Origin of the sequence: Chitinophaga sp. YR627 (assembly GCF_900114995.1) — a bacterium.
In the GTDB taxonomy this organism is placed as follows: Bacteria; Bacteroidota; Bacteroidia; order Chitinophagales; family Chitinophagaceae; genus Chitinophaga.
Window position 1 is genome coordinate 273,003 of record NZ_FOUX01000001.1, and the last position, 15,112, is coordinate 288,114.

At 47.6% G+C, this 15,112-nt stretch carries 11 protein-coding genes; 7 read left to right on the plus strand and 4 right to left on the minus strand.

Translation table 11 applies throughout. The features are described 5' to 3' along the window. Positions 1–18: 18 nt before the first annotated feature. Positions 19–1,578, plus strand: coding sequence for a M81 family metallopeptidase (locus BMZ72_RS00740; protein WP_089804276.1), 1,560 nt, complete (start codon positions 19–21; stop codon positions 1,576–1,578). Positions 1,579–1,619: 41 nt separating this feature from the next. Here BMZ72_RS00740 and BMZ72_RS00745 read toward each other — a convergent pair whose 3' ends face one another. Beyond that, positions 1,620–2,036, minus strand: coding sequence for a hypothetical protein (locus tag BMZ72_RS00745; protein ID WP_089804278.1), 417 nt, complete (start codon positions 2,034–2,036; stop codon positions 1,620–1,622). Between the two features lie 81 nt (positions 2,037–2,117). Here BMZ72_RS00745 and BMZ72_RS00750 point away from each other — a divergent pair, with 81 nt between their 5' ends. After that, a complete protein-coding gene (locus BMZ72_RS00750; RefSeq protein WP_089804280.1) occupies positions 2,118–4,775 on the plus strand; it encodes a T9SS type B sorting domain-containing protein in 2,658 nt (885 codons plus the stop codon). A gap of 27 nt (positions 4,776–4,802) precedes the next feature. Here the strand turns inward: BMZ72_RS00750 and BMZ72_RS00755 are convergent, their stop codons facing one another. Both BMZ72_RS00755 and BMZ72_RS00760 read right to left on the minus strand, forming a co-directional pair. Continuing rightward, entirely contained in the window at positions 4,803–8,291 is a 3,489-nt protein-coding gene (locus BMZ72_RS00755) for an ABC transporter permease/M1 family aminopeptidase (protein WP_089804281.1), read from the minus strand. Then, entirely contained in the window at positions 8,285–9,187 is a 903-nt protein-coding gene (locus tag BMZ72_RS00760; protein ID WP_089804283.1) for an ABC transporter ATP-binding protein, read from the minus strand. The genes BMZ72_RS00755 and BMZ72_RS00760 overlap by 7 nt, the downstream gene beginning before the upstream one ends. Before the next feature lie 206 nt (positions 9,188–9,393). On the opposite strand from BMZ72_RS00760, the gene BMZ72_RS00765 reads away from it, so the two are divergent. From BMZ72_RS00765 to BMZ72_RS00780, 4 genes are all read left to right on the plus strand, one after another. Beyond that, the gene (locus BMZ72_RS00765; RefSeq protein WP_177222639.1) at positions 9,394–10,878 is read left to right on the plus strand and encodes a sensor histidine kinase; all 1,485 of its coding nucleotides are present in this window, start codon (positions 9,394–9,396) and stop codon (positions 10,876–10,878) included. Continuing rightward, a complete protein-coding gene (locus BMZ72_RS00770) occupies positions 10,875–11,609 on the plus strand; it encodes a LytR/AlgR family response regulator transcription factor (RefSeq protein ID WP_089804287.1) in 735 nt (244 codons plus the stop codon). The genes BMZ72_RS00765 and BMZ72_RS00770 overlap by 4 nt, the downstream gene beginning before the upstream one ends. Positions 11,610–11,632: 23 nt before the next feature. Further along, positions 11,633–12,040, plus strand: a complete 408-nt coding sequence (locus tag BMZ72_RS00775; RefSeq protein WP_089804289.1) for an NUDIX hydrolase — start codon at positions 11,633–11,635, stop codon at positions 12,038–12,040. Positions 12,041–12,161: 121 nt separating this feature from the next. Further along, positions 12,162–13,271 (plus strand): metallophosphoesterase family protein, encoded by a 1,110-nt coding sequence (locus BMZ72_RS00780; RefSeq protein WP_089804291.1) that lies wholly within the window; start codon positions 12,162–12,164, stop codon positions 13,269–13,271. Positions 13,272–13,287: 16 nt separating this feature from the next. On the opposite strand, the gene BMZ72_RS00785 is transcribed toward BMZ72_RS00780, so the two are convergent. Further along, complete coding sequence (locus BMZ72_RS00785) at positions 13,288–13,989, minus strand: alpha/beta fold hydrolase (RefSeq protein ID WP_089804293.1); 702 nt, start codon at positions 13,987–13,989, stop codon at positions 13,288–13,290. A gap of 149 nt (positions 13,990–14,138) precedes the next feature. Between BMZ72_RS00785 and BMZ72_RS00790 the strand changes: the two genes are divergently transcribed. Beyond that, positions 14,139–15,104, plus strand: a complete 966-nt coding sequence (locus tag BMZ72_RS00790) for a YjgN family protein (RefSeq protein ID WP_089804295.1) — start codon at positions 14,139–14,141, stop codon at positions 15,102–15,104. Positions 15,105–15,112: the final 8 nt, after the last annotated feature.

Consider the following 15,112-nt stretch of genomic DNA (forward strand, 5'->3'; position numbering starts at 1 on the left):
ATCAGCTAAAATCTATATATGAAGCGTGTATTTCTGCTTATGTCATTCTGCTGTGTGCTGGTATCTGTTACCGTACACGGACAGCAAAAGAAATTGCCCCGTATCGCTATTGCGGGCCTGGGTATTGAATCCAGTACTTTTTCTCCTGCTTTAACAAACGAAGAAGCCTTTCACGCCCGATATGCGGCGGAGGTGTTCAACGCCTATCCTTTTTTTGGCGTAGACTCTCCGCTGAGAAGCCGCGCGGTATGGGTACCGGCTATTGTCGGTAAGTCCCTGCCGGGTGGAGCGGTGACGAGGGAAGCGTATGAGTCCCTGGTGAATAAGACACTGGACTCTCTGAAAAAACATGCGCCTTACGACGGATTGTTCTTTGATATACATGGCGCGATGAGTGTAGTGGGACTGGAAGATCCGGAGGGTGACTTTATTACCAGGATCCGGAAGGCGATTGGTACCAAAACGATCATTTCCACTTCCATGGACCTGCATGGTAATGTATCCTGGCGCCTGGCGGCAAATACTGACCTGATCACCTGTTACCGGATGGCGCCACATGAGGATGCCATGGAAACAAAAGAACGGGCGGTACGTAACCTGCTGGATCGTATAGAGAGTGGCAAGGGAAAACCGGCATTTAAAGCCTGGATCCCGATCCCGGTTCTCCTGCCGGGGGAAAAGACCAGTACCCGTATAGAACCCGCTAAAACGGTCTATAAAGCAGTAGCGCCTGCCGCTTCACAGCCAGGTGTCGTAGATGCCGCTATCTGGGTAGGATATGCCTGGGCAGACGAACCGCGTAACCATGCGGTGGTAATGGTGACGGGTGATGATAAACAAAAGGTATCTGCTACGGCAGAGCAGCTGGCCAAAAGCTTCTGGGATGCGCGTAATGCCTATGCTTTCGTAGCCCCGACAGATAACCTGAAAGGTAGTCTGGACAAAGCGATCGCCAGCAGCAAACATCCTTTCTTTATCAGCGATTCGGGCGATAACCCTACCGCAGGTGGTGCAGGAGACGTGACCTGGACCCTGACGGAGATCCTCGCACGAAAAGAGTTTCAGTCCGCAAATGGCCCTTCACTGATCTATGCTTCCATTCCCGGTCCGGAGCTGGTGGAAAAAGCGATCGCTGCCGGTGTTGGCGGACATGTAGATGGCTATGCCGGCGCAGCCGTAGATGCGCGTTATGCACCTCCTGTACGACTGAACGGTACTGTGGAGTCAATTGAAAAGGGAGACAAAGATGCGGTAGTAGAAGTGGTGGTGAAAGTAGGCAGTGTGCACGTCATCGTTACGCAGAAACGTAAGCCTTATCATAAAGAGAAAGATTTTACCAGACTGGGGCTCAATCCCCGGCAGTCAGATATCGTTGTGGTAAAGATCGGTTACCTGGAACCGGAATTGTATGCGATGAGAGCGGACTGGATCCTGGCGCTTACGCCGGGAGGAGTGGACCAGGACCTGGAACGCCTGCCGTATAAACGGATCAACCGCCCGATGTTCCCGCTGGACAAAGACATGAAAGAACCGGATCTTTCCGCTCAGCTGGTACCGCTGTCAGATAAGCAAAAGTAATTGATACAGAAAGGCTTCCATCAGCAATGGAAGCCTTTTTATTATTTAAGACTTTTCAGCAGATAAGACACTCTTTCCCGTTGAGGGGCTCTTTTTAGGGAGATTATCCTGAGTGCTGCTTCCTGTTTCGAGATATAAGTAACCAGGAAATCCAGTTTGTTGACCAGGCGCGTTGCTATTTCATACTCCCCGTTGTCCAGTCTGATATCCGCTTCTTCAAACAGGAGGTCCGTCAACGTATCCAGGGTCTGGAGGTTCATGTTCTTTTCTGTAATAAAAGCTTCCAGTTCGCCAACAGTCAGCCGGTCGAAGTTATCCTTTGACTCAAATTTAGTCGCTTTAAAAACTGTTTGTATGCTTGCCAGGGCCTTTAACGGCTCACTTCTTTTCATGCCGATCACTGCTCTTAATACGCGTCCCAGCTCTTCGATCATTTCCAGTATATAGTCCTTTTGCATAGATATCGTCACTTTAAAAGGCTAATTTAGTTAACTTAGTGCTGACGCACTCAAATAGTACTAAGACCCATAAAATCGACCATGAGATCCCCTTTTCTGCCTATGTTGGTATTGCTTAACCTTATCTGTTGTCGTATAACCGCCCAGGTAGCGAGTTTTACGGTTCCGGATACCGTTTGCGTCAACCAGACATTTAATATACAGAATAATTCTACCGGCGGTTCTACCTACTTCTGGAATTTTTGTTCGGGTAATCTGTTCAGTACGCCTGTAGTGACACATCTGACCAATATCAGTGGTGCTTTACGTACACCCACGTTCCTGGCCATTGCTGAGGATGCCGGTAATTATTATGCATTCATTACCAATAATATCGGAGAACTGGTAAGGTACAATTATGGTAACAGTTATCTCAATACGCCTACGGCGGATAACTTTGGCAGTCTGGGGGGAATCATTCCTAATCATACAGAAGGGGTGCAGGTGATCAAAGATGCGAATGGCTGGCATGTGATCGTGGTGGGAGGAACCAGTGAAATTGCGCCCCGTATCGTGCGTGTCAGTTTTGGGAATGCACTTTCCAATGCACCGGGAGCGACTGTCAACTGGGGGAATCTGGGTAATATGGATTACCCGCATGACCTTTACATTACGCAACAAGGGGGTAATTATTATGGTTTTACCGTCAATATCCTGAGTAACAGTGTGACCCGTTTTGACTTTGGTAACTCGGTAGCCAATACGCCGGCAGCCACCAACCTTGGGAATGTAGGGAATCTTGATCACCCTACCGGTATTTTTGCCATCCAGGATAATGGTAACTGGCACGTATTCGTGACGAACGAAGTCTCTAATACTATCTCCCGGCTGGACTTTGGTACTTCGCTTGCCAATACGCCCACGGGTGTCAATCTTGGAGATGGGGGTGGTATTATAGACGGACCACGCGATATCTCTGTGATCCGTGATTGTGGTAAGATCTTCGGACTGGTGGTAAGTGCAGGGGCATCTGATCTGACCAGGATCGACTTTACAGGGGGGATTACCAGCAGCTTTACGGCAGCTTCCCTTAATTCCGGTGGTGGGTTTAGTTTCCCGCATTCCATCTCCACGATCTTCCGGGAAGGCAACGATCTCTATGCATTTGTCACCAATGCTACCGGACACAGAATATCAAGATTTGTCTTTAATAGCTGTAATACTTCAAGTATCAGCAATTCTACCTTACAAAATCCTCCGCCTGTCTCTTACACACAGCCAGGTACCTATACCATCAATCTGCTGCTGAACGAATCATTACCGACACAAAGCACGTTTTGCAGAACGGTCGTTGTGCTCAATCCGCCTGCCGTGAATCTGGGTGCTGATCTCGCGATCTGTGAAGGCGCCACCCGTGTCCTGGATGCAGGCCCAGGCTTCAGTAGTTATCTGTGGAGTACGGGAGAAACGTCTCAGACGATCACCGTCAGCGATCCTGGTACTTATAGTGTTGTCGTCGGCAATGGTGGTTGTACAGCGACGGATGCGGTAGTGGTCACCAGAAGCCAGGTCCTGAATATGGTCCCTACGGTAACAGACGTAACCTGTACAACGCCGCAGGGAAGTATCGCGATCAGTATGACGGGCGGTGCTTCACCTTATACATATTTTATCGGTGGCGCGAGTAATGGTAATAACAACGTATTTGGCAACCTCTTGCCAGGCATGTACACAGTGAGGGTCGTGGATAATGGCGGCTGTACCATATCAAGGATCATCGAAGTGAAAAAAGATGCAACTAAAGTACTTGACGCAGAAGCAACAGTTACGCCTCCTGATTGTAGTGGCAGGGGTAGTATCAGCGTACAGATAAAAGAAGGACCTCCACCTTACGAATATGCGCTGGGTGCAGGCGTTTATCAGCCCAATGCTACATTTAATGATGTCGTTCCGGGCAATTATGTTGTGCATGTACGCAATGCATCCTGTATCGTTGATATTCCTGTTACAGTAGCCCAGGGCGCTGTTATGCAGTTAACGGCAAACGGTGTCGATGAGTCCTGTAGTCAGGGCGATGGTCAGATCAGTGCTACCGTCACCGGTGGTACTCCTCCTTACACTTATACCTGGAACAATACTGCTGGTAGTGAAACATTGAATGATCTGACAGCAGGCGCCTATGCCCTTGTGGTAACAGATCAGCATAATTGTCAGGTGGATACGACCATCACTTTGCAGAATATTTCAGAGCCGCCGGTAGTGATCACCAATAATGATACGACAATTAATATCGGTCAGTCGGTACAATTGCATGCGATCAATGCGGTGGATTATGGCTGGACGCCGGCCAGCGGACTGAGTTGCCAGTACTGTCCGAATCCTGTTGCGACGCCCAGGGAAACGACTACTTATACCGTAATTACGGTAACAGGCAGGAACTGTGTCAAAACAGATCAGGTGACCATCAATGTAACCTTTAATAACTCACTGTATATTCCTACTGCGTTTACGCCTAATGATGATGGTGTGAATGACCGTTTTGTCATCAAATCGCATGGCATTGCACATTACAATATCCGTATTTTCAATCGCTGGGGACAGTTGCTCTTTACCTCCAATAGTGTGTCCAGTCACTGGGACGGTCGTTTTGGAGAGTTGTTGCAGCCGGCGGGTTCTTATGTATATATTGTGACTTACAGTTACTTCGGACATGAGAACGAGGATATTACGGAGAAGGGTGCTTTCACGCTGATCAGATAAAGACGTTAACAAACAATGGAGATGCGCTTATAATTCCTTTATGTTATTCTCCTGCTCTGCATCGGGCATGTAACAATAAGGATCGATTGAGACCGCTTTAGGCGCCTGATCTGTCAGTATCGTCAGTACGGTATCCGTTGCTGAGAAATGATATTTTTTCAGATAGACAGGATGGGAATTCATCTGCCAGTCGGATTGTTTTTTATCAAACACAGCGATATCGATATCATCATCAGGTGCTATTTCTTTATCTGTTTGCAGATCGTGTCTGATCGCCTTGACAGACAGTGTCAGTTTGTATTGGCCATTAGACTGTTGCTGACAGGACACAACATTGATCTCCAGGTCGTAGATATAGGTCTTTGTCAGCCAGTCATTGATCGTCCGGATTTCCTGTGGCGTGGCATTTGCACGAAGTGTAGTCAGCAGGTCCTGTGTAATAGCTTTGTTACCCGGCCAGGCGTGTTCCTGTAGCAACTGTTGTAAAGAGCGATTGACTTTTTCTTCTCCCAATGTTTCCTTTAATGCATACATGGCTAAACTGCCTTTCTGATAGCAAACGGCGGATTGACCGACTGTGCCTGCCAATGGTAGCTCCGGTTCATTCGGATCGCGCATGGCGAAGTACAGGTGATTATCATTCCGCAGGTATTTACGCATGAGGGGCCTGCCGCCGTGTTTCTCCAGTACCATAGCTTCTGTGTATTGCGCCAGTGTTTCTGTGAGAAAAGCGCGTCCGGGTTGGTCGGCGGGTGTCAGGATATTTGCCCACCATTGATGCGCGACTTCATGTACGGTAGTGCCATAAGCATAGTTGATAGTATTGCTGTCACTGAAATTACTTTTGAAGTTAAGCGTCTCTGCGCTGAAGATTACGCCCGGATAAGCAGTGGCAGCTCCTTTATATTGCGGGATCTCTGCTAAAGTTAAGGTTTGATGCGGATAAGCACTGAAATGTGTAGTGCCATAATCAATGGCATCTTTCATTGCCTGCAACATAGCGTTGATGTTCATGGTATGTGCCGGATGGTAATAGATGGCATAGTTGATGCCTTTGTATTGTTCTCTTCTGACGGCATATCTACCGGCGCTGAGCGCAAACATGAAATTGACAGGTGTAGCTGTTTTGTAATGGAAATAACTACGGCCTTTTTCCTCCCAGTTTCTTTGCAGCTGACCAATCGTTACTACCTGCTGACCGGCAGGAACGGATATCGTTGCCTCATAGTTGATACGGTGGTAGTTGCTATCAGCAGATGTGAGCGCAACATAGGGCGGCATGCCGTTTTTCTTTCTTGTCAGTGAATCAGATACTTCAAAACGATCGTTGTATCCGAGGAAAGGAACATACTTTTCCAGCTCGATATAGCTGCCATTGCTGACCAAAGTATGTTCTTTATCTACTGGCGTAAAGCCGGAACGGATCATTGTCATGGCGAAGTGTAACTGTGTTTCCTGTCCGGGTAACAGTGGTCGTTTCAGCTCATATAAAGACTGTTTAAAGACCGGATCATATTGTTTTTGTGTCGCATCTGGCAGGGAGAGCTGGCAGGTGTTTACCTGTGGATCTACACCTATCCATAATTGAGAAATAGCGCTGTCCGTTTCGTTGTGAAGCGTATAGGTCCCTTTTACATGATAACTGTGGGAGGAAGGATACAGATCTATTGTTGTATGGACGTTTGTAATAACCGGTTGTGGCAGATTAACAAGTGTACGGTATCGTCGCTCATAGTTAAGTCGCCAGTCCAGTGTCGCTTTTTTATTACGATAAGTTGATTCAACGTTTGTCTTATAATAAATGTAGCTGCCTGTCAGGAGAAACAGTGATATTGGCAGCAGCCATATCCGCCGCAGGCGAAAACTTCCCTTTATGTATCCACTGCGTTGCCAGATGCTGATAGAGAGCATAGACAGCAATGTGGCAAAGCTGAACCAATACAGCATATACCAGTTGAAGGCTGAAGTATAATGTCCGAAACTGTTCATGTCGGAATAATCCATGTCCGGAACGGTGGCATATCTCAGGAGATAATGTTCTATACCAAAGCGATGACTGAAAATGATCAGTACTGCCAGGAACATGTTCAGTACCATGCCCAGGTATTTATTGGATGTAAGGCTTTGAATGAACAATGCGAGTAAGGCAAATAACAATAGTGGTAATCCGCTGTAATAGAACAAAGCGATATAACGTGTCAATTCAAAGTTGTAATAGCCTTTGCTGAGTTGCAGCGCTATTCCTATGCCGATATTCGCAGTGATCAGTGTCGCGATCAGCATAGCAAGGCTGGCGCATTTGGCGGCCCACATGATACTGTTCCGGACAGGCGTACTATATAACAAGCCCTGAATATTGACACTGCGTTCTCTGGATACTATTTCTGCCGTATAAAAGATGATCAGCAGCATAGCGGGTTTTACAGATCGTAAAGTCTCTATGATAATGCTGGTGGCCGGATAAAACTGTACACCATAAGCGCCGTTGAGCAGTGAATCTTTTAGTTCGATAGTATAGACAAATATCCAGAGGGCGAGCATGACCAGGAAGGGAATGTGTTTAAAGACCTGTGCTGTTTCCAGTTTCCATTGCGTCAGGAAAGATTGCCGGTAATAAGCGATCCCGTTCACGATCGTGTTGCGGGCACTATATGGAACAGGCGTGATACGGTGCTGTTGTTTGTCTGCTACATTCCTGGCTGTTGCGAAACGCAAGCGGAAAGCGTATGCCCTGTATGTAATGAATAATAGCAGGAGGGAGAATGAACTCCAGATCAGCCGGTTCTGTAATAACAGGCCGCGTAGCGGGTAGAGTTGCTCATTGCGTTGCAGGTCGGACCACTGACGGGTATCTCCCAGAAAGATGGCTAATCCGAAAGGATCGGTCAGCAGAGGAAGGATATCAGGTGTGCCGGTTTTCAGGGAAGAACTGGCAAACAGGGGAGAGTTACCCAATATAGCGGCTACTGAATAAAGGATGTAAAGTAATACCCCGGCGGTATAGATAGCTTTCGTGCTCCGGCTTAGCACAGCGGTACAGAAAAGGACTGTGCTGACAAACAGGACATTGGGCAGACCTAAGATCAGCAGGGGCTGTAAAAAGAAGATAGGATAAAATGGTCCCAGCCGGTCGCTATCGGCGAAACAGGCGCCCAATCCAATCCCGATGGTACACAGACTGATGGTCAGGAAGACCGTCAGCAGTAAACCAGCGAACCTTACAAAGAAATAAACCGGTTTCTGAATGGCAGTAGTAAAGAGTAACTGTTCCATTTTGTAAGTCTGGTCCCGTAATATCACGCTGGCTGAGAATAACGTACAGACAAAAATGGTAAACAAAGACAGGAAGCCTGTCAGGTAGGTGATGACATAAGGCGCGTTGGCATGTATTGCGTTGCCGCCGAAATGGCCCTGGACGCAGAGCATGCCTGACAACAGGAATAATAAAGCCGTCACTTTAAAGGTGATCTGCCGGAAATGATAATATAATTCAAAACGGAGTAAAGCGCTTAGCATAATACGCCCTCCTTTTTAGAACGCTGGGTTCCAAAGAGTGCGGAGAAATAGACGTCTTCCAGGTCCGGCGTAAATGGTTCAAAACCAGCTTCCGGGCAACCGGGCGCCAGCACATGCAGATGAATACGGCCTGCGATACGCCGGGTGGAAATAACATCCATGGAAGAGAGGTAGCCCGGTAATGCCTCTTTAGAGACTGTTTTACGCCATGTCTGTCCTTTGAGGGCTAGTGTCAGTCCGGCCGGTTTTCCGCGTAAAATGACCTTCCCCTGGGCCAATACAGCCATTTCCGGACAAAGGTCATGTACATCTTCAACAATATGTGTTGACAACAGAATAACCACCTGTTCACCGATCTCGCTCAGGAGGTCGTGAAAACGGTTCCGTTCCTGTGGGTCCAGTCCTGCGGTAGGTTCGTCTACAATGATCAGCTGCGGATTGCCCAGTAGTGCCTGTGCGATGCCAAAACGCTGGCGCATACCACCGGAGAAGGTACTAACCGCCTGTTTTCTGACATTATAGAGATTGGTTTGTTGTAACAGGGCCAGCACCTGTTCTTTTCTTTCGGCTTTGTGCAGGATGCCTTTAAGGATGGCAAAATGGTCTAATAAGGCATAGGCAGAGATCTTTGGATACACGCCAAAGTCCTGTGGCAGGTAGCCGAGTTGTTTCCGTAGTTCGGGTGCGTGTTTGTGTATGTCTTTGCCGTCAAATAGTACCTCTCCGCTGTCGGGTAGTTGTAAAGTGGCCAGTGTGCGCATCAGGGATGATTTGCCGGCGCCGTTGGGTCCCAGTAATCCGAACATGCCATTGGGTATGTCAAGAGATACGTTGTCAAGCGCTTTGATCTGAGCACCATAGCTTTTATGTAGTCCTTTGATCTGTAGTCTGTACATCGGGTTGTTATTTAGGTGAATCCGGCTGCAAACTATATCGTGGCTACAGGGCGCTCAACTATATATGAGGAAGGAAGGGTGTATAGTGACAAACGTCCGATAAAGGCTTAGATCCGTCATTTGACGCTTACGTCATGAAAATGGAGACCTTTGTCATTAATATTTGTGCCGGTGCCGGAATTGCCTTTCTTTTACCAGTCAGATATATGGATGTAATAAAGGAAAAAGAAGGACTGATCGTAGCTAAGCTCGATGTATGGCTGTTTACAGGGATGCTGATATGGGTCAGTATACTGGCTGTAACTCCTGTGAGCTGGCCGGTTTTTGTCCGTCACCTGCTGGCGCTGGCCCTGCCACAGTTACCCGTTCTGCTGTTTGCCTGGTACCGTACTTACCTGCTGGAGCGCTTATCCCGGAAACAATACCTGTTATCCTGGATGTGTGTTTTTGGTGTTTGTCTGCCGCTGCTGACTGCCATCTGTATTTATACACAGGTATTGGGTGTAACGGATCAGCTGCTTGCTACCGGGGCGATCTATTGTATCTCACTGGAGTCGTTACTGGTGCTTAATGCCTGGTACCGGCAACAGGTCCGGCAGGTGCGTTGGATCGGCCGTATCAGCCTGGATAAGGCAGTGTTGATCAGTTTGCTGATGATTGCCGTTATTCTTTCGGCGATGGCTGTATCGAGTCTTAATAACCCCTTGTATCATACGAAAGACCAGTTGCTGATCGGGTATGAATTTATACCGGCGAAGATCATTGCGCACTTTGGTCTTTTTCTGTTGTTTATCGCGCAGTTCCTTTTTATGTATATGTGCGGCTATTGTCTGTACTACCTGAACAGCCGGTGGCTGGTCGCCCGTGTATTAAAACAGCGGGGGATCATTGCCTATGTGATGAGTGCTTTTGCGGTTATTGCGATATTATATCCGCTGATGGGGCAGTTACTGGCCTGGATGCCGATCAACCGTTTACTGGGCGGTATCTTTGCAGAGAATCCCTTTGTCCTGGAAAATGCATTCGGCGCGCTGATGATCGTCTTTGCGACACTACCTGTGGTGCTGGCCATTCAATGGACACGGCAGAACAACCGGATCGTGGCATTGGAGCAGGAGAAAACCAGGACGGAACTGGATCTGTTAAAGCAACAGCTGAACCCTCATTTCTTTTTTAATACGCTGAATAACCTGTATGCTTTAAGTCTGCAGCAGTCGAAGCAGACACCGGACAGTATTCTGCAACTATCAGAGCTCATGCGTTATGTCATTTACAAGGGACAGGAACCACGGGTGAGCATCCGGGAGGAAGTGAAGTATCTGGAGGACTATATGGACCTCCAGCAGATCCGTTTAAGGAAATCACTGGACTTACAGTTTCAGTCCGATATTGAAGATCCTGCGCAGCAGATCGCGCCCATGCTATTGATCGTATTTATAGAGAATGCTTTCAAACATGGGATAGAACCCGCGGAAGATGCAGCCTTCCTGCATCTCACACTACGTTGTAAACAACAACGTTTGTATTTCAGTTGTGAGAATTCATTTGAAGGAGACGTCTCTGCTGCCGGTGGTATTGGCCTGAGCAATCTGCAAAAGCGGCTGGAATTACTATACCCGGGGCGCTATCAGTTACAAACCGGTATAAAAAATCATACATTTAAAGCAGAAATGCAACTGGATCTTTCATGAGTTTACGATGTCTGATAGTAGATGATGAACCACTGGCGCACGAGGTGATCCTGCGGTATATGGAAGACGTACCTTTCCTTCAAACCGCCGGACAATGCTACAGAGCGATGGAAGCGCTGGAGTTGCTGAGTAAGCAGTCTGTTGACCTGATCTTCCTGGATATCCGGATGCCTAAGCTGAATGGGCTGGATTTTCTGCGAACATTACAACAGCAGCCGATCGTGATCATTACTTCCGCTTATGAGGAGCATGCGCTGGAAAGTTTTGAACTGGAGGTCTGTGATTACCTGCTGAAGCCTTTTCGTTTCGATCGTTTTCTGAAAGCCGCCAACAGGGCTTTATCGCTTTATAACCTTAAACAACAGGCCGGTCATCATACACCGGCACCTGTTCCTGCTATTACAACAGAGCCTGCGGCGCTTTATATCAAATCGGATAAGAAACTGATACAGCTAAATCCGGAAGAGTTGTATTATCTTGAAAGTCTGGGCAACTATGTCAAAGTGTGGGATGCCAGCCGTTTTGTGCTGACGCCGCGTACACTTTCGAGTTTTGAGAGCCAGTTGCCCGCTGATACGTTTATCCGTATCCATAAATCTTATATCCTCAATAAAAAATTTGTGTGTTATCTTGAGGGCAATACCATTACCCTGAAAAATGGTAAACAGCTGCCGCTTGGTAAAAACTACAGGCATCAGGTGAAACTGTTGCTGGGCGGACAGGGTATCTGAACAGGCATAAATTATTCAAACAGATGGTGGCATTAAAGACGGTAGGGCTTTTAGTAGTCCGCGACAGGAAATTATTACTGGCCTTCAGCAGGAATAAACAATGTTTTTATTTACCCGGTGGTAAAGTGGACGAAGGGGAAACAGAGAAGGGCGCACTTTGCCGGGAGATCGAAGAAGAGCTGCATGTGCAGCTGACGGAAGAAGACCTCGAATACTACACACATATCACAGCGCCTGCTTTTGGCGAAAAGAGAGGCGTGATCATGGAACAGGATTGTTATCTGGTGCACCGGGACATCGAACCGAAACCGGCTGCCGAGATAGGAGAGATACGTTTCTTTTCTTCAGATGAATATGCAGAACAGTCCGCACAGGCCCCCGGAGCGATCGCTATTCTGAAAATATTAAAGGAGGCCGGATTAGTGGATTAAGCCCTGTTAATAAAGACTTACAGCCGTTTTTTGGCGCAATTGTTCATCTCCTGATCACATTGGGGACTACCTACTAGTCAGTTTTGGTTTTATCTTTACCCCCGGAACAGCGAAAATTGTCATGAGATATAATACACCTGTGCTTAAGAAAGACCAGCCCGATGATTCTTACAAATTCAGACCTTTGCCAGCCCCCAGCGGCCCTTATCCCTATCATTTAGCGTTAAAGGACGTGTTGCCTTCCATCGGTGAAGACAGTATGGTCTTCCATATGGTGGGCGATACCGGAAGCATGCGCAGTCCGGATTTTCAGCGGGAAGTCGTGAAGGAGATGGTAGAGCAATTTGAAACGGCCGCTCCCGGAGAGCGCCCTCAATTCCTTTATCACCTGGGAGATGTAGTGTACAATCATGGAGAAGCGTCGCAATACCAGCGGCAGTTCTTCGATCCTTATAAGTTATATCCCGCCCCGGTCTTTGCGATTGCCGGTAACCACGACAGCGATGTGAACGAGGAGTCTGCTGTGAAGTATAACAGTCTGGAGCCGTTTATGACCGTATTCTGTGATACGGAACCGCATACAGTACCATTCAGTGGTGGTGCTGCCAGGAAAAGTATGGTACAGCCCAATGTCTACTGGACGATGAAAGCCCCGCTGGCCAACATTATCGGTATGCACAGTAATGTGCCGAAATTTGGTATTGTGACAGATGAACAGAGGGAGTGGCTGAAAGCTGAGCTGAAGGCCGCAGATGGCGAACGTCCCGGTAAGGCATTGATCATCTGTATACATCATGCTCCCTATACGGCAGATATCAACCATGGATCGAGTATTCCGATGATCACCCTGCTTGAGTCTGTTTTTGAGGAGACAGGCGTACGGCCGGATATCGTGTTTAGCGGACACGTACACAATTATCAGCGTATGAAAAGGGCGTATCCGGATGGTAAATCTGTATGCTTTATTGTAGCCGGAGGTGGCGGGTATGACGAATTACATGCCATCGCAGCCCTGGACGATACGCGTTTTACAAATGACTATCCCACTTTTCAGCAGGTAAGACTGGAGAGTTATTGTGATAATAAACACGGTTTTCTGAAGGTCGCCCTGGAGCGCAGTGCCACAGGTTTAACCCTTACCGGCCGGTATTATTCCGTGCCACACCGTGCGCAGCCTGATACGCCTGTGAATGCGACCCTGGAAGATACTTTTGTATTACCGATCAGCTGATCCTGACCCGTCAGGATCAGGCGGGCGTATAAGTGGCTACTGGTTGCAGGAAATAAGCAAGCAGGGAGAGATTGACCTGCTCTATCGGATGCGGCGTACCCGGTAATACGGCCATCTGTGCGCCGTTGATCCCTTTATAGGCCACGACGGTTTCTTCTATGGAGACCATCTTGTCACGGTCGCCCAGCATGATCAGCGTTGGCGTCGTAATGTCTTTATAATCATCGATTTTTAACGGATTGTCCCTGCCCATGGACAGCATCATCTCACTGGTTTGCAGTAATACCTGTTTCCAGTCCCTTGGCGCATGCAGACGGGCCAGGTTGTCGGCAAAGGCAGGTACCTTCTGGAGGATCGTCTCCGGGTTCAGCATTTTGGTCTCTTTCGCTGCAGTGACCTCATCCCAATGAAATTTCGTACCCAGGGTAATGATCCTGCCGATCAGGCCCGGATGCTGTCTGGCCAGATAAAGGGCTACATAACCGCCCATGCTGTAACCAAAGATAGTGAGGTCTTCCAGCTGGTGCTGGCGGATGTACTGTAATGTGGCATCGGCAAAAAGGGCGATAGAAAAAGGCTGATCGGGCAGGGGAGTACCGCCATGACCGGGAAAATCAAGGAGATGTACGTCATAATGAGCCTTCAGACTCTCTGCAAGCGGCTGTAGCTGAATGGACGCGCCAATTGCGCCATGGAGCAATAACATGGAAGGTTTCATGAACTGAAGTTAGCGTTTTAGTACTTAAGTCACTGATAATACGTAGAAATACGCATTTTGTTCAGGAAGAGGTGCAGGGGTATGTTCTTATGAGAAAAAATAATATATTTGTTTTTATTCTTTAAACCTATACACTAATCCCCTTTCTTATGGAACAACAGTATGGCCAAACCGGCACTGTAAACCGCCCCGCCCTTACCTACAATGGTGACGGAGGTACTTTTTTCGGCATTCTCATTTTAAACGCATTACTTACAGCTGTAACATTCGGATTCTACTATCCATGGGCTAAAGCCAAAAAACTGCAATACATCTATTCTTCCACAGAACTGGATGGTAGCCGTTTTGCATGGCATGGTACCGGTAAAGAGATGTTCAAAGGTTTTCTGAAAGCAGTGGGTGTGATCGTGGCATTGTACATTACATTCTTCCTGCTCATGAAAGCTGGTATGATTGCAGTGGCTTTTATTGTTTATTTCGCGGCGATCATCGCAGCTGTTCCTTTCGCTATCCATGGTTCCAACCGTTACCACTGGTCAAGAACGACCTGGAGAGGTATCCGTTTTGGTTATCGCGGTCAGCGCAATGAATTCATTCTGCTGTTCATCAAGGAAATGTTCCTGACACTGATCACTTTTGGTATCTATGGTTCATGGGCGACCATTAACCTGCGTACTTACATTGTCAGCAATATCCGTTTCGGCAGTGGTGAATTCAAATATGAAGCAAATGGCAGCGACTATTTCTTCATGAACCTGAAAGGATATTTCCTGTCTGTTCTTACCTTGGGTATCTATTCCTTCTGGTGGCAGGCAGATATGTACCGTTTCATGGTGGACCATACTTATCTGCAACACGAAGATAAAACCTTCAGTCTGCGTTCTACTGCTACCGGTGGTGAATTCGCTGGTCTGCTGATTGTGAATGCGATCCTGCTGATCGTTACCTTAGGTATCGGTTATGCATGGATAGAGACCCGTACGCTCAGCTTCCTGATGTCTCACGTTGAGATCGAAGGTAACGTGGATCTGTCTCAGCTGTCACAGACAGAAGAAGAGTACAGAAACGCTATGGGAGAAGATATGGCAGATCTGCTGGACCTCAGCATCATTTAATTTGATTT